This window comes from Bradyrhizobium sp. MI1.10 (assembly GCF_055811035.1).
Map to the genome: position 1 here is coordinate 120,362 of NZ_JBVVPN010000013.1, position 21,037 is coordinate 141,398.

General features: G+C 63.7%; 26 protein-coding genes. 15 read left to right on the plus strand and 11 right to left on the minus strand.

All coding sequences use genetic code 11. The features are described 5' to 3' along the window. Positions 1-105: 105 nt before the first annotated feature. Positions 106-264 carry a hypothetical protein gene (locus AC0L3K_RS15820; protein WP_007594751.1) on the minus strand — a complete coding sequence of 53 codons (159 nt, stop codon included), beginning with the start codon at positions 262-264 and terminating at the stop codon, positions 106-108. Positions 265-287: 23 nt separating this feature from the next. Next, positions 288-662 carry a PRC-barrel domain-containing protein gene (locus AC0L3K_RS15825; protein ID WP_007594753.1) on the minus strand — a complete coding sequence of 125 codons (375 nt, stop codon included), beginning with the start codon at positions 660-662 and terminating at the stop codon, positions 288-290. Positions 663-817: 155 nt separating this feature from the next. On the opposite strand from AC0L3K_RS15825, the gene AC0L3K_RS15830 reads away from it, so the two are divergent. The 7 genes from AC0L3K_RS15830 to AC0L3K_RS15860 all read left to right on the plus strand — a co-directional run bounded on the left by AC0L3K_RS15830 (position 818) and on the right by AC0L3K_RS15860 (position 6,120). Further along, positions 818-2,605, plus strand: coding sequence for a thiamine pyrophosphate-requiring protein (locus tag AC0L3K_RS15830; protein ID WP_473254337.1), 1,788 nt, complete (start codon positions 818-820; stop codon positions 2,603-2,605). 8 nt (positions 2,606-2,613) lie between these two features. Further along, entirely contained in the window at positions 2,614-2,841 is a 228-nt protein-coding gene (locus AC0L3K_RS15835) for a hypothetical protein (RefSeq protein WP_007594757.1), read from the plus strand. 87 nt (positions 2,842-2,928) lie between these two features. Beyond that, positions 2,929-3,480 carry a DUF4142 domain-containing protein gene (locus AC0L3K_RS15840; RefSeq protein ID WP_007594761.1) on the plus strand — a complete coding sequence of 184 codons (552 nt, stop codon included), beginning with the start codon at positions 2,929-2,931 and terminating at the stop codon, positions 3,478-3,480. A gap of 223 nt (positions 3,481-3,703) precedes the next feature. Then, complete coding sequence (locus AC0L3K_RS15845) at positions 3,704-4,594, plus strand: SDR family oxidoreductase (protein ID WP_473254364.1); 891 nt, start codon at positions 3,704-3,706, stop codon at positions 4,592-4,594. A 109-nt stretch (positions 4,595-4,703) separates the two neighbouring features. Then, positions 4,704-5,288, plus strand: a complete 585-nt coding sequence (locus tag AC0L3K_RS15850) for a phosphatase PAP2 family protein (RefSeq protein WP_007594765.1) — start codon at positions 4,704-4,706, stop codon at positions 5,286-5,288. Next, entirely contained in the window at positions 5,285-5,632 is a 348-nt protein-coding gene (locus tag AC0L3K_RS15855) for a DUF3147 family protein (protein ID WP_354127334.1), read from the plus strand. Before AC0L3K_RS15850 ends, AC0L3K_RS15855 begins: the two co-directional genes overlap by 4 nt. Continuing rightward, on the plus strand, positions 5,632-6,120 hold the full coding sequence (locus AC0L3K_RS15860) for a DUF3147 family protein (RefSeq protein ID WP_473254338.1): 489 nt from the start codon (positions 5,632-5,634) through the stop codon (positions 6,118-6,120). The genes AC0L3K_RS15855 and AC0L3K_RS15860 overlap by 1 nt, the downstream gene beginning before the upstream one ends. Here AC0L3K_RS15860 and AC0L3K_RS15865 read toward each other — a convergent pair. Then, positions 6,117-6,284 (minus strand): hypothetical protein, encoded by a 168-nt coding sequence (locus AC0L3K_RS15865; protein ID WP_007594771.1) that lies wholly within the window; start codon positions 6,282-6,284, stop codon positions 6,117-6,119. The genes AC0L3K_RS15860 and AC0L3K_RS15865 overlap by 4 nt on opposite strands. Positions 6,285-6,459: 175 nt before the next feature. Between AC0L3K_RS15865 and AC0L3K_RS15870 the strand changes: the two genes are divergently transcribed. Further along, on the plus strand, positions 6,460-6,708 hold the full coding sequence (locus AC0L3K_RS15870) for a hypothetical protein (protein WP_007594773.1): 249 nt from the start codon (positions 6,460-6,462) through the stop codon (positions 6,706-6,708). Positions 6,709-6,844: 136 nt separating this feature from the next. On the opposite strand, the gene AC0L3K_RS15875 is transcribed toward AC0L3K_RS15870, so the two are convergent. Together AC0L3K_RS15875 and AC0L3K_RS15880 are read right to left on the minus strand one after the other, a co-directional pair. Then, positions 6,845-7,051 carry a hypothetical protein gene (locus AC0L3K_RS15875; RefSeq protein WP_007594775.1) on the minus strand — a complete coding sequence of 69 codons (207 nt, stop codon included), beginning with the start codon at positions 7,049-7,051 and terminating at the stop codon, positions 6,845-6,847. Positions 7,052-7,366: 315 nt separating this feature from the next. Next, the gene (locus tag AC0L3K_RS15880; protein ID WP_007594779.1) at positions 7,367-7,561 is read right to left on the minus strand and encodes a hypothetical protein; all 195 of its coding nucleotides are present in this window, start codon (positions 7,559-7,561) and stop codon (positions 7,367-7,369) included. 96 nt (positions 7,562-7,657) lie between these two features. On the opposite strand from AC0L3K_RS15880, the gene AC0L3K_RS15885 reads away from it, so the two are divergent. After that, on the plus strand, positions 7,658-8,170 hold the full coding sequence (locus AC0L3K_RS15885; RefSeq protein ID WP_473366320.1) for a DUF4142 domain-containing protein: 513 nt from the start codon (positions 7,658-7,660) through the stop codon (positions 8,168-8,170). 5 nt (positions 8,171-8,175) lie between these two features. Here AC0L3K_RS15885 and AC0L3K_RS15890 read toward each other — a convergent pair whose 3' ends face one another. Further along, positions 8,176-8,472, minus strand: coding sequence for a hypothetical protein (locus AC0L3K_RS15890; RefSeq protein ID WP_354161967.1), 297 nt, complete (start codon positions 8,470-8,472; stop codon positions 8,176-8,178). 275 nt (positions 8,473-8,747) lie between these two features. Between AC0L3K_RS15890 and AC0L3K_RS15895 the strand changes: the two genes are divergently transcribed. Together AC0L3K_RS15895 and AC0L3K_RS15900 are read left to right on the plus strand one after the other, a co-directional pair. Further along, positions 8,748-15,035 (plus strand): HAMP domain-containing protein, encoded by a 6,288-nt coding sequence (locus tag AC0L3K_RS15895; RefSeq protein WP_473254341.1) that lies wholly within the window; start codon positions 8,748-8,750, stop codon positions 15,033-15,035. 13 nt (positions 15,036-15,048) lie between these two features. Beyond that, the gene (locus AC0L3K_RS15900) at positions 15,049-16,539 is read left to right on the plus strand and encodes an HWE histidine kinase domain-containing protein (protein ID WP_219678622.1); all 1,491 of its coding nucleotides are present in this window, start codon (positions 15,049-15,051) and stop codon (positions 16,537-16,539) included. Here AC0L3K_RS15900 and AC0L3K_RS15905 read toward each other — a convergent pair. Further along, positions 16,536-16,757 (minus strand): hypothetical protein, encoded by a 222-nt coding sequence (locus tag AC0L3K_RS15905; protein ID WP_007594788.1) that lies wholly within the window; start codon positions 16,755-16,757, stop codon positions 16,536-16,538. The two genes, AC0L3K_RS15900 and AC0L3K_RS15905, sit on opposite strands and share 4 nt — an antisense overlap. A gap of 138 nt (positions 16,758-16,895) precedes the next feature. On the opposite strand from AC0L3K_RS15905, the gene AC0L3K_RS15910 reads away from it, so the two are divergent. After that, positions 16,896-17,153, plus strand: a complete 258-nt coding sequence (locus AC0L3K_RS15910) for a hypothetical protein (protein WP_007594789.1) — start codon at positions 16,896-16,898, stop codon at positions 17,151-17,153. A gap of 95 nt (positions 17,154-17,248) precedes the next feature. Then, positions 17,249-17,497, plus strand: coding sequence for a hypothetical protein (locus AC0L3K_RS15915; protein ID WP_007594791.1), 249 nt, complete (start codon positions 17,249-17,251; stop codon positions 17,495-17,497). A 130-nt stretch (positions 17,498-17,627) separates the two neighbouring features. On the opposite strand, the gene AC0L3K_RS15920 is transcribed toward AC0L3K_RS15915, so the two are convergent. Continuing rightward, entirely contained in the window at positions 17,628-17,837 is a 210-nt protein-coding gene (locus AC0L3K_RS15920; protein ID WP_473254344.1) for a hypothetical protein, read from the minus strand. A gap of 18 nt (positions 17,838-17,855) precedes the next feature. Further along, complete coding sequence (locus AC0L3K_RS15925; RefSeq protein ID WP_007594795.1) at positions 17,856-18,077, minus strand: hypothetical protein; 222 nt, start codon at positions 18,075-18,077, stop codon at positions 17,856-17,858. 113 nt (positions 18,078-18,190) lie between these two features. Here AC0L3K_RS15925 and AC0L3K_RS15930 point away from each other — a divergent pair, with 113 nt between their 5' ends. Continuing rightward, on the plus strand, positions 18,191-18,385 hold the full coding sequence (locus tag AC0L3K_RS15930; protein ID WP_007594797.1) for a DUF3072 domain-containing protein: 195 nt from the start codon (positions 18,191-18,193) through the stop codon (positions 18,383-18,385). Positions 18,386-18,471: 86 nt separating this feature from the next. After that, a complete protein-coding gene (locus AC0L3K_RS15935; protein ID WP_354127338.1) occupies positions 18,472-18,777 on the plus strand; it encodes a DUF6496 domain-containing protein in 306 nt (101 codons plus the stop codon). Between the two features lie 6 nt (positions 18,778-18,783). Here the strand turns inward: AC0L3K_RS15935 and AC0L3K_RS15940 are convergent, their stop codons facing one another. Further along, positions 18,784-19,146: a hypothetical protein gene (locus AC0L3K_RS15940; protein ID WP_007594801.1), complete on the minus strand. Its 363-nt coding sequence runs from the start codon at positions 19,144-19,146 to the stop codon at positions 18,784-18,786. 266 nt (positions 19,147-19,412) lie between these two features. Next, the gene (locus AC0L3K_RS15945; RefSeq protein WP_354127339.1) at positions 19,413-20,951 is read right to left on the minus strand and encodes a Do family serine endopeptidase; all 1,539 of its coding nucleotides are present in this window, start codon (positions 20,949-20,951) and stop codon (positions 19,413-19,415) included. Between the last annotated feature and the right edge of the window lie 86 nt (positions 20,952-21,037).

Consider the following 21,037-nt stretch of genomic DNA (forward strand, 5'->3'; position numbering starts at 1 on the left):
CCTTGTTGCGAGCACCATCGCGTTCGTGAACGCCCTGCCCAAAAGCGAGCGCGGCACACTGGATGCCGCGCTCGCCTCGATGACTCATGGGAACGGCACCTTGTCTCAGTGTGTCTTCGTCGCGTGCCATTTCTCGAGATCGGGCTTCACCTCGTCCGATCCCTGCTCTTTTTCCGGAGTGCCTTTCCAGGGCTTGTCCGTCTGCTTGTGCGAACCCCAGTCGCTCTGCTGCCGGGGATCGTCGTTAGGCCGTTCCTTGCTCATCGAGCTTCCTTTCGGTGGAAACCTTACGCGAAGGGGACGCCATAATAGGAGTTGATGCCGCGAACCGCGGCGTCATCCCCCCAGTTCCAATCACTCCGCTCGCCATATTTCGGCGCGCCTTCCAGTTCCTTGGTGGTGATGCCCGTGACGTAACCGCCGAGCTCCGTGTCGTATTTCAGCGACTGCCAGGGCAGCGGATAATGGTCGTTGCCGAGGCCCAGAAATCCGCCGAAGCCGAGCACGGCGTAGGACACCTTGCCGCTGATCTTGTCGATCATCACGCGTTCGATCGAGCCGATTTTGTTGCGATCGGCGCCGTAGACCGATGTTCCCTCGACCTTGTCGCTGCCGATCAACCGACCCATCTCGTTTTGGTCCAGTTCACCCTGATTCAACATCTCAATTCTCCACTCAGCCAGTCTGGAGACAACCCAAAGAGGTGCGCGATCGTTCCGGCATGTTCCGTCAGACTTGAGGAACATCGCCGGAAACGGGCGGTTCTCTCAGCTTCAAATCCCGGAAACCAAATACCGGAAAACGAAGGGCGCCCTCGATGTCCCAGACCGTCTCAGACTTCATCGTTCAACGTCTGCATCAATGGGGCGTGCGCCACCTCTTTGGCTATCCCGGCGATGGCATCAACGGCGTATTCGGTGCGCTTCAGCGTGCTGAGGGCAAGATCGGCTTTGTCCAGGCGCGGCATGAGGAGATGGCCGCTTTCATGGCGAGCGCCTATGCGAAGTTCTCTGGCCAACTGGGGGTGTGTATCGCCACTTCGGGCCCCGGCGCCTCGCATCTGATCACCGGGCTCTACGATGCCCTGCTGGATCACCAGCCCGTGCTCGCGATCGTCGGTCAGCAGGCACGCAATGCGCTGGGCGGACACTATCAGCAGGAACTCGATCTCGTCTCGATGTTCAAGGATGTGGCTGGCGCCTACGTCATGCAGGCCTCCTCGCCGGCGCAAATCCGGCATCTGATCGATCGGTCGATCCGAATCGCGTTGGCCCGGCGCACGCCAACGGTGATCATCCTGCCCAACGATATCCAGGAGGAGCCGTACGAGGATCCGCCGCGCGCTCACGGCACCCTGCACTCTGGCGTCGGCTATAGCGCGCCAGGCATCAAGCCTCGTGACGCTGACCTCGACCGCGCCGCCGAGGTGCTCAACGCCGGCAAGAAGGTCGCGATGCTCATCGGCGCCGGCGCGCTCCACGCCACCGAAGAGGTGATCGCGGTCGCCGACCGCTTGTCCGCCGGCTGCGCCAAAGCGCTGCTCGGCAAGGCGGCGCTCCCCGACGATCTCCCCTGGGTCACCGGCTCGATCGGCCTGCTCGGCACCGAACCCAGCTACAACATGATGATGGAATGCGACACGCTGCTGATGGTCGGCTCGGGGTTCCCCTATGCCGAATTCCTGCCGAAGGAAGGCGCGGCGTGCGGCGTGCAGATCGACATCGACGCCAGCATGATGTCGATCCGCTTTCCCATGGAGGTCGGCCTGGTCGGCGACGCCGCCGAGACGCTGCGCGCCCTGCTGCCGCGACTGAAACCCAAGAGCGATGGCGCCTGGCGCCAGGGCATCGAAGACGACGTCGCGAAATGGTGGAAGACGCTGGATGATCGGGCCCATCAGCCCGCGGCACCGGTCAATCCGCAACTCGTCGCCTGGGAGCTGTCTCCGCGCCTGCCCGACCGCGCCATCGTCACCAGCGATTCCGGCTCCTGCGCCAACTGGTTCGCGCGCGACCTGAAGATGCGCCGCGGCATGACGGCCTCGCTCTCAGGCGGCCTCGCCTCGATGGGTGCCGCGGTGCCCTATGCGCTCGCCGCGAAATACGCGCATTCCGACCGCCCGGTGATTGCCCTTGTCGGCGACGGCGCGATGCAAATGAACAACATGGCCGAACTGATCACCGCCGCGAAGTATTGGCGCGAGTGGAAGGATCCGCGCTTCATCGTCTGCGTCTTCAACAACGAAGACCTCAACCAGGTGACCTGGGAGCAGCGCGTCATCAACGGCGATCCGAAATTCGAGGCATCGCAGCGCATCCCGAACGTGTCCTATTCGCGCTTTGCCGAGCTGATCGGCCTCTCCGGCATCTACGTCGACAGCCCGCAGCTACTAGGCTCGGCTTGGGACCAGGCGCTCGCGAGCCAGATGCCGGTGGTGCTGGAGGTGAAGACCGACCCCGAAGTGCCGCCGCTGCCGCCGCACATCACCTTGCAGCAGGCCAAGAACTTCTCTCTTGCGCTGATGAAGGGCGATCCCAACGAGAGCGGAGTGATCAAGGGCGCGGCGCGGCAGGTGTTGGAAAAAATCCTGCCTGGAAGTGAATGAGGTGAAGCATGAGCGATTTCCGCGATATCCAGCACGGCGTCAACGATCCCGTGGATGGCCTCGACGTGAAGCGGCAGATCAACGACAACCGGACGCCGCATGAACGGGCACAACGCCATGCAGACGTGCGTGCCGAGGCCACTGCCACGCCGACCGAGCCGTTCCTGCCCGAACGGCTTCGGCGCAAGCCGACGGATCCCATCAACCCACGCAGCGGGCGGAGACCGACGGATTAGCCGTTAGGAACTCCGGCCGCTGCAGCGTGTTGGTGGGCGCAATGCCGCGCGGCGAGAGGCTGCGCGCCCATTCGGAGGGATCGGACCATGAAACGAATGATTATCGCAGCTGCTTGCGTGCTGCTCGCAGGCCCCGCGCTCGCCCAGTCGCTGGGCGAGAAAACCGGCGTCAACTCGGCGCTCGGCGTCGCGCCTGCCACCGCCGACTTCGTCAAGGAAGTCGCCATCAGCGACATGTTCGAGATCGAATCGAGCAAACTTGCCGAGCAGAAGGGCAACGCACAGGAGAAGACCTTTGCGCAGCAGATGGTGACCGACCACACCAAGACCAGCAGCGAACTGAAGGGCCTCGTCACCGGCGGCAAGGTGCAGGCGACCCTTCCGACAGCGCTCGACAGCTCGCATCAGAGCAAGCTCGACAAGCTCAAGAGCGCGAATGGCAGGGACTTCAGCTCGGATTACAATTCGTACCAGGTCAGCGCCCACGAGGACGCGGTCTCGCTGTTCGAGCGTTACGCCAAGGGCGGCGACAATTCCGACCTGAAGGATTGGGCCGGCAAGACGCTGCCGGCGCTCAAGCACCATCTCGACATGGCCAAGGAGCTCGGCAAGGCGCCAAGCGTCGGCCAGACCAAGTAAACATCTTCCGAGGACGCCGGCTTGCGGGTCGGCGTCCTCTCGTTTTGCAACGATGCCTCTCTCCGCGCATTGAGATCGCGAGATCGCGGAGATCGTCATGACACATCACGACAAGGCTTCAGTATCCCGCCGGCACGTCGTCCAAGCGGCGAGCGCAACCATCGCTGCTGCTTCGCTGGCCTCTTCGACAGCGAAAGGAGACACGTCCATGGCCGAGCAGAAAATGGCCGAGCAGAACCTGGTCGATCCCGTCACCCGCTTTCCAAAGCCGCCGTTCAAGAAGCAATCGCAGCCCTGGCCGGGCCTCGCCGGCAAGATGGAGCCGCCCCCGGATCACGGCGAGACCAGCTACAAGGGCTCCGGCCGGCTCGCCGGCCGCAAAGCGCTGATCACCGGCGGCGATTCCGGTATGGGCCGCGCCGCTGCGATCGCCTATGCACGCGAAGGCGCCGACGTCGCCATCAACTATCTACCGGCGGAAGAACCGGATGCGCAGGACGTCATCGCGCTGATCAAGAAGGAAGGGCGTATCGGTCTCGCGATTCCCGGCGACCTTAAGGATGAGGCTTTCTGCAAGAAGCTGGTCGAGCAGGCCGTCCAAGATCTCGGCGGACTCGACATCGTCGTCTGCAACGCGGCGCGGCAGCAGACACGTGCGTCCATTCTCGACGTCTCCTCGGAAGACTTCGACGCGACCATGAAGACCAACATCTACGCGCCGTTCTGGATCATCAAGGCGGCGCTGCCGCATTTAAAGCCCGGCTCGTGCATCATTGGCACGACATCGGAGCAGGCTTACGATCCCTCGCCCGATCTCTATGACTACGCGCAGACCAAGGCGGCGACGATGAACTACGTCAAGTCGCTGGCAAAGCAGTTGGGTCCGAAGGGCATTCGCGTCAATGGCGTCGCCCCGGGACCGATCTGGACGCCACTCCAGGTCTCCGGCGGCGCCACGATGGAGAAGCTCGAAAAATTCGGCGGCATGACGCCGCTCGGCCGTCCCGGCCAGCCCGCCGAACTGGCCTCCATTTACGTGCAGCTTGCCGCAGCCGACGCGAGCTATGCGACCGGCCAGGTGTATGGGTCCGCTGGTGGATCGGGACAGCCGTAAACGGCGCTTTGGTCCGGCCCCAGGCTGATGCCGCAAGGTAGGGCCCAGGAACCTTCTTTGTCTTCGGGCTTTACAAAACTGTCACAAAGGACATCACGCTTGCAGACCGATGGCATTGGTAGAGGTCAAACCCAGCCGGATCGACACCGCGATCGCGGATACGATCGCTGATCACACCAATTCAGGCGTCGAGCACACGGCGCAGACATTGACCTGGGCCGCTGACGAGCACGTGCTGCTCGCGCTGGCCGCAATAGGGTGGCTCTATACTCATATTCGGCAGCCGCAACAGCGGCCCGTGGCAAACCACGTCCTGGCCGTGTCGCTCGCGACGGCCGCCCTGCCGCATATCCTGAAATCCGTGTTCGATCAGACCAGGCCAGACCGGCTGACCATACGCGGGCACGGGCATGGAGTACCCGTCTCAGGACGAGCGCGCGACGCGTTCCCGTCCGGTCACGCGGTCCATATGGGCGCTCTTGCCTCGGCGGCGGGCTTGCTGCCGAAGACGCCGCGCCGATTGCTGCGCACGGTTGCGATCGCGCTGTCGCTGACACGGATCGCGGTGCTCGCGCACTGGGCAAGCGACGTGGTCGCAGGCTTTGCGCTTGGCGCGGCCGTAGAGAGACTCTTGCGGCCATGGACACTGACGCAATCGTTCCGCAAGCAAGTCAATCGGCGGGAAAAGCCGTGACCGAATATCTCGTGCGCTTCATCGCCGGTGGCATCATCGTCTCCGCCTTTGCGATCTTGGGCGATATGCTCAAACCCAAAAGCTTTGCGGGGTTGCTCGGCGCGGCACCGTCGGTCGCACTGGCGACGCTCGGCATCGCCGTCGTCCAGCACGGCCCGCGATATGCCGCGGCCGAAAGCTGGACGATGATCTATGGCGCGGTCGCGCTCGGCTGCTACAGCGTCGTCGTCTGCCATCTGCTGATCAGATACCGTGTGTCCGCGCTGCCCGCGACCGTCCTCGCTGTTATCGTGTGGCTTGCGGTCGCCTTCGGCCTGCTCGCCGGCTTCGGAGGTACGGCCTGATGCCGGTCAAGCTGTCGCTCTCCGCGCTCAAGCAGACACGCTGGTACGAATACGGCATTCGTTTCCTGCTCGGTGGCCTGGCGACCGTGCTCACGGGGGTTCTGGGAGCGCGCTTCGGTGTGTCCGTCGGCGGACTTTTCCTTGCGCTTCCCGCCATCTTCTGCGCGAGCGCCACGCTGGTCGAAAGCCATGAACGCCGCACCAAGGAGAAGGCCGGCCTCATCGGCACGCGCCGCGGGCAAGAGGCCGCCGCGCTCGACGCGGCTGGCGCCGCCTGGGGAAGCATCGGTCTCCTGGCATTCGCCGCCGTCTTTCATTTCACCGTGGCCGCGAGCGCTCCGGGCGCTTTCGCTGCCGCGTTGATAGTCTGGACCATCGTTTCGGTCTTGGCCTGGTGGCTCAGGCGCAAGCTTCGCATCGTCTCCCGCAAATCGCACCGATCAGCCCATTCGCCATCGTCAAAGGGCTCTCCCCTTGCGAAGCGCTAGCCCGCTTTGGCATGCGTTGACGGCTGCAATCTCGGCGGTTGAAGGCCCGGACTGTTGGCCCAGCGCTCGACCTGCTCGATGACCTTCTGATGGCTGGGGCGCACCGGCTTGGGTGCCGCGCTCTCGTCGACATGTTTGCGGGGCAATGTGACTTCGCTCGTCATGAGGTCTCTCCCATTTGCCGGGAGCATACACCTGCCAAAGGGCCCTTGCATCATATAACTTATTGATTTTGTTGTATTTTTGGCTAACTTGGCGCCATAGCCGCATCTTGTGGAACCGCGGTGGAATGAGTTCGTTGAGTAAACTACTCAACTTGCTCATTTTGGGTGATTGATCATGAACGACCTTCGCGCCGAGCGGCTCCAGGTCATGCTGTCACCGGAAGAACTGGCCGCGGTCGACGACTTCCGGTTCAAACATCGCATGCCGACGCGAGCCGCGGCTGTGCGCGAGCTCCTCAAGCTCGGCCTGGCCACCGCCGCTGTCGATGCAGGGCCTAATGTCAAATCGAGCAGGTTCGGGGTTTTCGGGCGCGGCCCGGACGGCCATACGCAACCGCATCCGCAGCGCGACGCCGAGGATTAGTCCAGCCTGATGCTCAAGCAAACGGCCCCGGCACGGGGTGCCAGGGCCGTCCTTGGAGATTGCTTCCGGATCACCGGGGCATGACAGCCGGAAGCAATCCCTCGACTCTTTGCGTGCGAATTCGTTCCTGATGGAATTAGCCGCTCGGGGCGTCGCCGGAATCATCCGGCGCCATGCCGGAGCCGGGCGTCTTGCTGTTGTCGTTCAGTTTGGGATCGCGCGTAGCCTCACGAGAGGGCGAGCCCTTTGGCTCCGACTTGTGCACGGTCTGCGCGCGCTGCTTGTCCCGCGGCTGCTGTTCACCGCGCTGATCTCTGATGATGCCTTGGTCGGAATGGGCCATGATAGCTCTCGCCTCTTTGCTGTCTCGAAGCGCTTACGCGCCGGAGCGTCGAAGGTTCCGGCCCGCGAGATCGGACTGCTAACTGTGCGCTGAGTGCACCGGGGCCGATGCATTTTCGTGATGCACCTGCCGCACTGTCGTCACGGTGGCGAACGCGACCGACACGCCAAAGGCGAGGATGAGCGAAAGAAGAGCCAGACGTGGAGCCATTGCAAAAACCTCCTGGAATAGGAAATCAACGCGATCGACTGTTACGAATGACCCTGCTTGCTGTCCGTGAGCAGTCTCACACGCAGATCCACGAAAACGACAGTGTTACGCGTCCTGCTTTTGAAGCCTGCGGGCCGGAACGGGCGGCACCTCGCCGTCGAGCCAATCCTGCTCGTCGGCAAGTGCCGTCCACGCATTCGCCATGCGCAGAAAACGATTGTGTGCCGGCTGCCCTTCGGCCCTCTCGGCGAGCTGGAGGCAGTTGTCGGCGTTATTCCTGAAGATCTCGGACTGTTTCATCAGTATGAATTGGGGACGGAACCGTCGCGTCGCAACCGCCCTTACCGGATCGTAACATCTGCGGAACTTTCGACCGCCGTCCGCCTTGGATATCCCATGCGGATTCTTCTCGCGATCGTTTTGGCATTCGTCAGCACGGCAGCGCTTGCCGACAGCACCGGGGAGCGAAGGCCGGGCGGCCGCACGCCGACCGCAACCGAGACCATCAGTGATCTCTACACTTTCAGCCGCTTCCAGCAGGGTCTGCTGGAGAGCACCGACCTCAAGGGCAATGCCGAGGTCAAGAACCTCGCCACCCTGCGTGCCGAAGAAGCGGCCAGGCGCGACAAGGCCCTGAAGCCAATTCAGGAAGCGATCGGCACCGAACCGCGCGTCACCAAGACGACGCCGGCGAGCGCGAGCCTGGTCGAGCCCGAAACTTCGGACGGACCGAGTTTTGTCAGAAGCTTCTATGCAGCACAGATTCCCGAGTATGAGTCGGTAATCGACCTGCTCGAACGCTATCTCAAGGCGCCCGACAATGCCGCGCTTGCAGCGTTCGCGCGCGAGCAACTCCCGATGTTGCGCTCGCAGGTCAAGGACGCCGAGCGCACCATGGCAGACAAGTAGACCGTTCACTTGTCGCTGGGATGACTTTGCTGGCTCTCCGGCCGCACGGTGCGGTTGCTCTCCGGCATCCTGTCGCGGCCGGCATCCCCATTGTCATCCTTGCCGCCCGAACTCGACGTGCCGCTACCGCTGGGGTTAGGCCGGGTCGACGTACCCGTGGTTGGTGTGTCCGCACGTGGGGTGGCGGAGCTTGCGGCGGGATCGCCGGTGACGGCCCCACGGCCGCTGGGGGCCCCGCCCTGCGCGAACGCCGATCCGGCCAACAACATCACGGTCCCGATGACGGCAAATCCTGCTTTCATGTGCGCTCTCCCTCCATCTGCGGGCTAACGGCACGCCCGGCGCTCCGTTCCGGAAGGCAGATAACCAAGTCGCTGAAAACAAACGGCCGGCCCGGAAATACTGGAACTGGATGGAACCATTCCGAGGGATCGCACTTAGGTTAATCGGGCTGAGCAAAGCAGGTTCCACTTCCTGGCGCCGTCACGTTGGCGCTTGATTTCGAATTTGGCTGACGCTCTATTTTGATAAACCGCGTCTCGCCAGGGAATCGGCCGACGCCTGCGGGGGAATCAGTATGAGCGACCTCGATCCCGGATCTGCATCACGTTCCGGTCGTCGCGTTCCAAAGCCAAAAACCAACGGCATGTCGGAGCCCGATTCCCGGGCAGAATTGCTGCTCGCCCTGCAGGCCATGCGCAACGGCGATTTCTCCGTGCGCATGAGCGGCGACTATCTCGGCATCGACGGCAAGCTCGCCGACACTTTCAATGACATCATCGCCGCCAATCAGCGCATGGCGCAGCAGCTCGAGCTGGTCGGCCAGGTCGTGGGCCGCGAGGGCAAGACGCGACAGCGCGTGAAGTTTGGGCTGGCCTCCGGCTCCTGGGCCGACATGGAAGGCTCGGTCAACACGCTGATCGACGATTTGCTGTGGCCGACGCGCGAGGTGACGCGCGCGGTCGCGGCCGTGGCGCAGGGCGACCTGCTCCAGACCGTCAAGCTCGACGTCGATGGGCGTCCCCTGCGCGGCGAATTCCTGCAGTCGGCGACGATCGTCAACACCATGATCAAGCAGCTCGGCGTGTTCACCTCCGAGGTGACGCGCGTGGCGCGCGAGGTCGGCACCGAAGGCAAGCTCGGCGGCCAGGCCCAGGTACCTGAGGTGACCGGCGTCTGGAAGGATCTGACCGAGAGCGTCAACTCGATGGCGAACAACCTGACGAACCAGGTTCGCAACATCGCCGAGGTGACGATCGCGGTTGCGAACGGCGACCTCTCGAAGAAGATCACGGTCGACGTCCGCGGCGAGATCCTTCAGCTCAAGGAAGCCATCAACACGATGGTGGACCAGCTCCGCTCCTTTGCCTCGGAAGTGACGCGCGTGGCGCGCGAGGTTGGCACCGACGGCAAGCTTGGCGGCCAGGCCATCGTGCCAGGCGTCGCCGGCACCTGGAAGGATCTCACCGATAGCGTCAATGCGATGTGCGGCAACCTCACCGCGCAGGTGCGCAACATCGCCAACGTCACCACCGCCGTGGCGCGCGGCGACCTGTCGCGCAAGATCACGGTCGACGTGCGCGGCGAGATCCTGGAGCTGAAGGACACCATCAACACCATGGTGGACCAGCTCAACTCGTTCGCCTCGGAAGTGACGCGCGTGGCGCGCGAGGTCGGCACCGAAGGCAAGCTCGGCGGCCAGGCCCAGGTGCCGGGCGTCGCCGGTACCTGGAAGGACCTCACCGACAACGTCAATTTCATGGCGTCGAACCTCACCGCGCAGGTCCGCAACATCGCCGATGTCGCCACCGCCATTGCGAGCGGCGACCTGTCGAAGAAGATCACGGTGAACGTCTCGGGCGAAATCCTTCAATTGAAGGAAACGCTCAACACCATGGTCGATCAGCTCAACGCCTTCGCCGGCGAAGTCACGCGCGTCGCGCGCGAGGTCGGCACCGAGGGGCGGCTCGGCGGCCAGGCCAACGTGCTAGGCGTCGCGGGCACGTGGAAGGACTTGACCGAGAGCGTCAACTCGATGGCCTCGAACCTCACCGCGCAGGTCCGTAACATCGCCGAGGTGACGACCGCGGTCGCGGGCGGCGATCTGTCGAAAAAGATCACGGTCGATGTCCGCGGCGAAATCCTGGAGCTGAAAGACACCATCAACACCATGGTGGACCAGCTCAATGCCTTCGCCGGTGAAGTCACGCGCGTGGCCCGCGAGGTCGGCACCGAAGGCAAGCTCGGCGGCCAGGCCCAGGTGCGCGGCGTCGCCGGTACCTGGAAGGATCTCACCGACAGCGTCAACTCGATGGCCTCGAACCTGACCGGCCAGGTCCGCAACATCGCCGAAGTCGCGACCGCGGTCGCCAAGGGTGATTTGTCGAAGAAGATCACCGTCAACGTGTCAGGCGAAATCCTTCAGCTGAAGGAAACGCTCAACACCATGGTGGACCAGCTCAACGCCTTCGCCGGCGAGGTCACGCGCGTCGCGCGCGAAGTTGGCACCGAAGGCAAACTCGGCGGTCAGGCCGAAGTGCCCGGCGTCGCCGGCACCTGGAAGGACCTCACCGACAGCGTCAACTCGATGGCGGGCAACCTCACCGCCCAGGTCCGCAACATCGCCGAAGTCGCGACTGCGATCGCCGGCGGCGACTTGTCGCGCAAGATCACCGTGGACGTGCGCGGCGAGATCCTTCAGCTCAAGGACACGCTGAACACGATGGTCGACCAGCTCAACCGCTTCGCCGGTGAAGTGACGCGCGTCGCGCGCGAGGTCGGCACCGAAGGCCGGCTCGGCGGTCAGGCCAACGTGCCCGGCGTCGCCGGCACCTGGAAAGACCTCACCGACAGCGTCAACTCGATGGCGGGCAACCTCACTGCCCAGGTCCGCAACATCGCCGAAGTCACCACTGCCGTGGCGCGCGGCGACCTCTCGCGCAAGATCACCGTCGACGTCCGTGGTGAGATTTTGGAGCTGAAGAACACCATCAACACCATGGTGGACCAGCTCAACGGCTTCGCCGGTGAAGTGACGCGCGTCGCGCGCGAGGTCGGCACCGAAGGCAAGCTCGGCGGCCAGGCCGAAGTCCCCGGCGTTGCCGGCACCTGGAAGGATCTCACCGACAACGTCAACTTCATGGCCTCGAACCTGACGGCGCAGGTCCGCAACATCGCCGAGGTCGCGACCGCGATCGCCGGCGGCGACCTGTCGAAGAAGATCACGGTGGACGTGCGCGGCGAAATTCTGCTGCTCAAGGACACCTTGAACACCATGGTCGAGCAGCTTCGCTCCTTCGCCGCGGAAGTGACGCGCGTCGCACGTGAGGTCGGCACCGAGGGGCGGCTCGGCGGCCAGGCCGTCGTGCCCGGCGTCGGCGGCACCTGGAAGGACCTCACCGACAACGTCAACCTGCTGGCCGCGAACCTCACCACCCAGGTCCGCAACATCGCCGAAGTCACCACCGCGGTGGCGCGCGGCGACCTGTCGCGCAAGATCACCGTCGACGTGAAGGGCGAAATCCTCGAGCTCAAAAACACCATCAACACCATGGTGGACCAGCTCAATGCGTTCGCCGGCGAAGTCACGCGCGTTGCGCGCGAGGTCGGCACCGAAGGCGAACTCGGCGGCCAGGCCCAGGTGCCCGGCGTCGCCGGCACCTGGAAGGATCTCACCGACACCGTCAACTTCATGGCGGCGAACCTGACCGAGCAGGTCCGCGGTATCGTCAAGGTGGTGACCGCGGTCGCCAACGGCGATCTCAAGCAGAACCTCACCGTGAAATCGAAAGGCGAGGTCGCCGCACTCGCCGACACCATCAACAACATGACCGAGACGCTCGCGACCTTCGCCGACCAGGTGACGTCGGTGGCGCGCGAGGTCGGTGTCGAGGGCCGGCTGGGCGGTCAGGCCGACGTGCCCGGCGCCGCCGGCACCTGGAAGGATCTCACCGGCAACGTCAATTTGCTGGCGGCCAACCTCACCTCGCAGGTGCGCGCGATCGCGGAAGTGGCGACCGCCGTGACCAAGGGCGACCTGACGCGGTCGATCCAGGTCGACGCCCGCGGCGAGGTCGCGGAGCTGAAAGACAACATCAACACGATGATCACCAACCTCCGTCTCACGACGGACGTGAACACCGAGCAGGACTGGCTGAAGACCAATCTGGCGAAATTCACCAACATGCTTCAGGGCCAGCGCGACCTCACCACCGTCGGTCGCCTGCTGTTGACCGAATTGTCGCCGCTGGTGAACGCGCATACCGGCGTGATCTATCAGGTCGAGAACGAAGACAATCCGCGGCTCCTGCTGCTTGCCTCCTATGCCGGCGATGGCGTCTATCCGTATCCGCGCGTGCTGCCATTCGGCGACGGCCTGATCGGCCAATGCGCGCTCGACCGGCGCCCGCGCGTAATTGCGGACATTCCGCCCGACGTGGTGCCGATCAATTCGGCGCTGCTTCGCGTCGCGCCGAAGAACCTCGTGGTGCTGCCGGTGCTGTTCGAAGGCCAGGTCAAGGCGGTCATCGAGCTCGCCTCGCTCACCTCCTTCACGACCTCGCAGATGACCTTCCTGGAGCAGCTCACGGACTCGATCGGCATCGTGCTCAACTCGATCGAAGCGACAATGCAGACCGAAGGCCTGCTCAAGCAGTCGCAGCAGCTCGCCGGCGAACTCCAGACCCAGCAGCGCGAATTGCAGCAGACCAATGACCAGCTCGAACAGAAGGCGCAGCAGCTCGCCGAGCGCAACGTCGAAGTCGAGCGCAAGAACCAGGAGATCGAGCAGGCCCGCCGCGCACTGGAGGAAAAGGCGACCGAGCTCGCGCTGACCTCGAAGTACAAGTCCGAATTCCTGGCCAATATGAGCCACGAGCTGCGCACGCCGCTGAACTCGATCCTGATCCTCGGCCAGCAGCTCACCGACAATCCGGACGGCAATCTTACCGGCAAGCAGGTCGAATTCGCCCGCACCATCCACGGCGCCGGCACCGACCTGCTCAATCTCATCAGCGACATTCTCGATCTCTCCAAGATCGAGTCCGGTACGGTGACGGTCGACGCCGAGGAAATCCTGACCGCGAACCTGCTCGAGACGGTCGGGCGGCCGTTCCGTCACGAGGCGGAGAACCGCAATTTGTCGTTCAAGATCGACGTCGATCCGAATCTCGCGCGCAGCCTCGTCACCGATTCCAAGCGCCTGCAGCAGGTTTTGAAGAACCTGCTCTCCAACGCCTTCAAGTTCACCGCCGAAGGCGAGGTGCGCCTGAAGGTCGCCGCCGCGGTCGGAGGCTGGGGCACGGATCATCCCGTGCTGAATTCGGCGCCGGCCGTGATCGCATTCGAGGTGTCCGACACCGGCATCGGCATCCCCCTGGAGAAGCAGAAGCTGATCTTCGAGGCGTTCCAGCAAGCCGATGCCGGCACCAGCCGCAAATATGGCGGCACCGGGCTTGGCCTTGCGATCAGCCGGGAGCTCGCAAGCCTGCTCGGCGGCGAGATCCACCTGCGCAGCTTGCCGGGCAAAGGCTCGTGCTTCACGCTTTACCTGCCGCTGAAATATTCCGGCCCGACGCTCGCGCCCCGCGCGACGCCCCAACAAAGCCAGCCGCCGGCGCTGCAGCCCGCTACAGCCGAACCGCAGCGCGTCATCGAGCAGCTTCCCGACGACCGGCTCAACCTCGAACCCGGCGACAGTATCCTCCTGATCGTCGAGGACGACCCGCACTACGCACGCGTGCTGGTCGACCTCGCGCGCGACAAGGGATTCAAGGTGCTGGTCGCCGCACGCGGCGCGGAGGCGCTGGAGCTAGCAAAGCAGTACCAGCCGAGGGCCGTGTCGCTCGACGTATTCCTGCCGGATATGCTCGGCTGGACCGTGTTGAGCCAGCTCAAGCACAATCCGCTGACCCGCCACATCCCCGTGCAGATCATCACGCTCGACGAGGACCGCCAGCATGCGCTGGCGCGCGGCGCCTTCTCCTTCGTCAACAAACCGACGACGACCGAGGGCGTTTCGGCCGCGCTGACGCAGATCAAGGAATATGCGCGACCGCGGCGCAAGCGGCTGCTGATCGTCGAAGACAACGAGGCCGAGCAGCTCTCGATCCGTGAGCTCCTGCACCACGACGACATCGAGATCGTGACGACCGGCACCGGCGCCGACGCGCTCTCGATGCTGCGTGAGAACCCCTGTGATTGCGTCGTGCTTGACCTGCGCCTGCCCGACATGACCGGCTTCGAGGTGCTGGACCAGATCCGCAACGACGAGGCGCTGTCGAACGTTCCGGTCGTCGTCTTCACCGGCCGCGAGCTGTCAGCCGAGGAAGATGCGGAGCTCCACACCATGGCGCGAAGCATCGTGGTCAAGGGCGTGGAATCGCCGGAGCGCCTGCTTGACGAGACCGCGCTGTTCCTGCATCGCGTGATCACGGAGTTGCCGGTCGAGAAGCAGCGCATGCTCGAGAAGCTGAACAGTTCCGACGAAGACCTGATCGGCAAGACAGCCCTGCTCGTCGACGACGACGCCCGCAACATCTTCGCGCTGTCGAGCGTGCTGGAGCGGCGCGGCATGAAGGTGCTGACGGCCACGACCGGCAACGAGGCGGTGATCTTGGTCGAATCCAACCCGGAGATCGCCATCGTGCTGATGGACATCATGATGCCGCAGATGGATGGCTATCAGACCATCGGCGTCATTCGTGAAAATCCGACCTTCGCCCGTCTTCCGATCATCGCGTTGACGGCCAAGGCCATGAAGGGCGACCGCGAGAAATGCCTCGAGGCCGGCGCGTCCGACTACCTCGCCAAACCCGTCAACACCGATCAATTGCTGCTTGCAATCCGCATGTGGCTGCACCGCTGAGTTGGATGCCCGTATGGACCACGAAAAGGTCAACATCCTCCTCGTCGACGACCAGCCGGCCAAGCTGCTCGCCTATGAGGTGATCCTGAAGGATCTCGGCCAGAACCTCGTGATCGCCTCGTCCGGTCGCGAGGCTCTCGAGGTGCTGCTCAAGACCGAGATCGCGGTGATCCTGGTCGACGTCTGCATGCCCGAGCTCGACGGCTTCGAGCTCGCCGCGATGATCCGTGAGCACCCGCGCTTCCAGAAGACCGCAATGATTTTCATCTCGGCCATTCAAGTCAGCGACATCGACCGCCTGCGCGGCTACGAGATGGGCGCCGTCGACTACGTCCCGGTGCCGGTCGTGCCGGAGGTGCTGCGCGCGAAGGTCAAGGTGTTTGCAGAGCTCTATCGCAAGACGCGCGAACTCGAACGGCTGAACCAGGATCTCGAGGACCGCGTGCGCGCACGCACCGCCGAGCTGGAGAATTCCACTGCAAAGCTGCGCGAGAGCGAAGAGCGGCGCAGCATGGCGATCGCCGCCGGCAAGATGGGTTCCTGGGACTGGGACTGGATCACCGGCGACTGGATGTGGGACGAGGGACAGTACCGCATCTTTGGTGTTGGCCCGGAGAGCTTCGAAGTGAACCCGGCCAACGTTCAGGCGCTGTTGCATCCGGATGACGTCGATCAGTTGCGCAAGGCGATCGCCGAATTCAACAAGGGCACACGCTCCTATGAAACGGAGTTCCGCATCGTGCGGCCCGACGGCGATGTGCGCTGGTGTGTCGGCACGGCCGCCGCCACGGTTGACGATAGTGGTCGGGTGATGCGCGTCAGCGGCGTGACGGTGGACATCACCGAACGCAAGCGCGCCGAGGAACGGCAGACTCTGCTGGCGCGGGAAGTCGATCATCGCGCCAAGAATGCGCTGGCGCTGGCACAATCGATCGTGCGCCTCACCCGCGCCGACGAGGTCAAAGCCTATGTCAGCGCCGTCGAGGGACGCATCAATGCACTGGCGCGCGTGCATACGATCCTGTCACTGTCGAGCTGGCAGGGTGCCGAACTCTCGAAGCTGATCGACGAGGAGCTTGCGCCCTATTCCCTCGGCGGCCAGATCAAATTGGCGGGGTCCGAAGTTCAGTTGCTGCCGGCGACCGCCCAGACGCTGGCGCTGGCGCTGCACGAGCTTTTCACCAACTCGGCGAAGTATGGCGCGCTCTCGACGCGGACGGGACGGCTCGCAATCGGCTGGCAGGTCGAGGACGAGCTGCTCACGCTCACCTGGGAGGAATCCGGCGGCCCGCTCGTCATGACGCCGAAATCCCGCGGCTTTGGTACGCGGAGCCTGCTTGCGAGCGTCGAGTCCCAGCTCGGCGGGCAGGCGCGATTCGATTGGCGCGCCGAGGGTCTGTTGTGCCGGCTCGAGGTGCCGCTGGTCCGCAAGACCGCCGCGACGACCACGCCCGGCAACTTCGAAGCCGCGAGCTCCGCCGAATTGCAGCGCGCGTCCGGTTAACCGGAGGCCGCACTCTTCCTGCGCTGCGTCGTTTGCGGTTCGCGCGCGACCCGCCCTTCGAGCCAGGCTTCCGTTTGGGCGAGATCGCGCAGCGCCTTGGCATAGCGGCGCGCCGCGCTTCGCTCCGCGCCGCGGGGCAGTTTGCGCGCTTTGCGGAGGATGTCCGCAGCGGCGTTGCGATAAGCCAGAGAGCGATAGAGAAAGACCACCTTACCCATATCGAATGTTCCCGTGTTGCAGGGTCATTCTCGCCCACCCGGCATGAACGTCGGATGAAGCGGGCGATAACGATTCCTTCATGCGGATGGAACCGGCGCGTGTCGCAGGCGTTGCTTGCGAGATTGGGATAGAGTTCCATGCGCGCGAAGAAGTCGTCGGACCTGATCTCTCCCAGCGGGCTCGTCAAGCTGATGACGCACGCGATGATGGGCGCAGCCTTGGGACTCGCTTTCAGCCTCTTGCTCGTGCTGTCCAATCCCGGCGTCGCCAATTTGCTGAGTCACGGCGGAAGGCAGGCCGTTGTCGTTTTCGCCCTCACATTGGTGACGACGTTCGCGATCGGCGCAACACTGACCGGGGTCGTATTCATCCTCGAAGAGGACAAGCAATCTTGAAGGATGCGTGCTTTACCGGAACTTCTTTGTTCGGAACTCCTGCGACCAATGGCAGTTGGCTGCCTGCGTCAATTCAACTCAGGGAGTTCCCGCATATGAAGACCACCAAGCTCGCTCTTGCCGTGATGTTGGCAACCGGCCTCGCCGCCGCACCGTTCGCCGTGCAGGCCAAGTCGCACAAGGCAAAACACGGATCCTCGATGTCATCGTCGCAGACCACCACGGGCGCCAACACCAAGTCTTCCAAGGGTGCTGATCCCTCCGGTCAGGGCGGCTCCGGCCCCGGCTCCGACCAGGGCGGCACCATGACGAACAACAAGGGCGGCATGAGCAACACCAAGTAGGTGTTCCCCGAAATCATGAAGGCCCCGCGATCGCGGGGCCTTTTGCTTTGGTGTTCAAACGAACTTTTTCCCAGGCCGCTTCGTCAATATGCGGTATCGACGAGCCCGGCACGTCGCGTTGCGCCAAGGCTCAGCTACGATGGATGCTCAGGATGTCAGGATGAACGCCGGCAGGATCTGATTTCACCAGATGATCGAGCCGTGCCCGCTTGCGGGCGATCAAGAGCTGGGCCGCGGCGTCGTCGAGCCCCTCGCGTTGCAGCTGCCGGATCGCAGAGCCCAGTTCGAGAATCTCGGCGCGCAGCTTTAGAATCCGGTACACATCCGGGTCTTCCTCCACCGTGCGCTCCCAAAGCTCTCAGCGGCGCGCGACCACGCGCAGAGGACTACCTGCTGCCTTCGCGGAACGAAGGCGCATCCTATCGCGGACATTCGGCAGGACATCGCCGCCACCTGCAGCCTTCCATTCGCCGATCAGCAGATTGATTTTCCGGCGCAGATCCATCTGCGCCAGGGCCTTCTCCGTGCAGTCGCGATCGCGCTCGACGAGTTCGCGGACGGACACCTCGATATCGGCCATTTCCAACCTCAAGGCGCTGATTTTACGTCGAATTTCATTAATTCTATTGTCCATGACTTGTTAGAACAAAATAAGAACATATAGTCAAGTCACGTTCAGAAGGGAGAAGCGATATGCAGGTTCAGGGTAGATACGACGCCAAAGCTTTCCTCACCGAGCAGATGACGCGGGCGCAGGGCCTCCGGCTGAAACGGCTGAGCGAAGAGGCATATCAACCCGCGCAATATGCGCGGGATCTGTCCTCCAGCGAGGCAGCGCGGCGCATTCAGGTGCTGGAAGCGGAGATCGAGCTGGCGGATTCCTTCTAGGCTAGGCCGCGTATCCCCCCACGTTGCTTGCGCTTTCGGAACTATGCCTGTCTCGGATTGTTTTCCCAGGCCAAGGGAGAACATGCATGGCACGCAAGGCAAAGAAGCGCCGCTACTCGCGCAGCTCCGGCAGCGATGTCGAAGGCGAGATGAAGCGCTACAAGAAGGGGACCGCGAAAAGCGGACCTGGCGGTCGAGGCGGACGCGTGAAGAGCCGCAAGCAGGCGATCGCGATCGGCCTGTCGAAAGCGCGCAAGAAGGGCAAGAAGGTCCCGAAGAAAGCCGCAAAACGGAAGTCGTCCAAGAAGACATCAAAGAAGACATCTCGGAAAACTTCCAAGAAGAGTTCGAAGAAAACGTCGAAGCGCAAATCCTCCAAACGGTCGCGCTGACCTCCGTCAGATCATGCTGCCCGGCATGAAGCAGCGGATCGACACACCGAACGCGGTCTTCACCGGCCATACCATGGTGCGGCCGGCCCGGTTCGGCTCGGTGATCACGGCTTCGTCCGGTACCTCGACCCATTCGCCGTCGAGCCGCACGCGATAATGTCCATTGTGCGAGTCCCAATCGGGATCGGCGACGGCAAACCCGTCCGCATCCGAGCAGCACGGACCGAGATGGCTGCGCAGGCCGTCGAACCACGGCTTGAGAGGTGAGTCCGCGTAGCGGCCGTCGTCACGCCCGAGAGCGTTTCCGCCCCACAGCACGAACGGCGCCACGAGCAGCGCAGCCGTCAGCGAGAGCTTCAATCGATCCATGTCGGCACCGATCAAATACGAATTGCCGGCCGGCTCAGCGGCGGCAAGTTCGAAGTTCCACGCTTGCAATCGTCGGCGGCTTCATTGCCGCCGAGTCCATACGAGATCCGTAATTGTGATGAACGAACACGGCTTTTTCGGACGAACCGGGTCATCCTCCCTGCCGTTAACGAGAATGTTATCGGCGGGCATCCGAAATCCTGACGGCGAACAGGAAAGGCGGCCCGTAGGCCGCCTTTTTGGAGTTGCGCCGATCGACGTTCGACTTATGCGAGCGGCACCGCCACGAACCGGGTCGCCTGCGCGCTTCTGACTTGCAGCAGCACGCTGCGCTTGCCGGACGATTTCGCCTGCGCCAGCTCCGAACGGACATCGCCGATATTGGCGACGGCCTTGCCGCCCACATTGAGGATGACGTCGCCGGTCTGGATGCCGCGTTGCGCGGCCGGCCCTTGCGGATCGACTTCGGTGACGACGACGCCCTTTTGGCCGGCGCCCTGGACGTCCCCGGCCGGAGCCAGGCTGAGGCCGAGACGCGGCGGCATGCCGGCATCTGGCTGCGACTTGCCCTCGTCGGCTCTAGCCTGCCGCTCGTTCGGCAACTCGCCGAGCGCCAGTGTCACCGTCTTGTTGTCGCCCTTGTGGACGACATCGAGCTTCACGGACGTGCCTGGCGCCAGGGTGGCGATGGTGCGGGCGAGATCGCGGGAATCCTTGATCGCGGTGCCATTGACGGCGGTGATGACGTCGCCCGCCTCGATGCCCGCCTTCGCTGCCGGGCTGCCGTCCTGCGGATTGTCGACGATCGCGCCGCGCGCCTCCTTGAGGCCGAGGCTGTCGGCGATATCCGACGTCACCGGCTGCACCTGCACGCCGAGCCAGCCGCGTGTGACCGCGCCCTTGTCCTTCAACTGTGCGACGACGAGCTTTGCGGTCGAGGCCGGAATGTCGAAGCCGATGCCGACCGAGCCGCCGGAGGGCGAGAAGATCGCAGTGTTCACGCCGATCACGTTGCCATTCATGTCGAAGGCCGGGCCGCCGGAGTTACCCTTGTTGATCGGCGCGTCGATCTGGATGAAGTCATCATAGGGACCGTTGCCGATGTCGCGGCCGCTGGCCGAGACGATGCCGGCGGTCACGGTGCCACCGAGGCCGAAGGGATTGCCGACCGCGACCACCCAGTCGCCGATACGCGGCTTCTGGTCGGAGAATTTGACGAACGGAAAATCCTTCTTGCCTTCGACCTTGATCAGCGCGAGATCCGTCTTCGGATCGGTGCCGACCACTTTCGCGCTGTAGATGGTGCCGTCGTCCATCGTCACTTGCACCGACTCGGCGTGATCGACGACGTGGTTGTTGGTCACGGCGTAGCCGTCCGCGGAGATGAAGAAGCCGGAGCCCTCACCCGTGATCATCTGGCGGTGCTGGCGCGGCATGCCTTCCATGCCACCCGGGCCGCGGAAGCCGAATTGCCGTGAGAACTGGTCGAACGGCGATGCTTCGTCCGAATCCATCCGGTTCTGTTGCAGCATCGCGCTCTTGTCGTTGTCCTGGTCGATCCTGACCCGGACCGAGATGACGGCGGGTTTGACCTTGCTGACGAGGTCGCCGAAGCCCGGCGGTGTCGCGGCGCTCTCCGCGGCCTGGGCGGGCGCAATGAAGGAGTTCGCGCTGAACGGCGAAGAGCCGGGGGCAGTCGCCAGCACGGCCAGGCCAAGCGCGGCCACGGTGCCGAGCAGCGCGAGCCGGCGCGGTCTCAGGATCTTGCGGGACGCGGTGGTGTCGGAATTGACGTGATCGTTCATGTCGATATGTCCATGTTGGGTAAGTCGCCTTGGACCCAACATGGTGGTCGCCACCTTACAGCGTCCCGTCCACGCGATTAAATCTT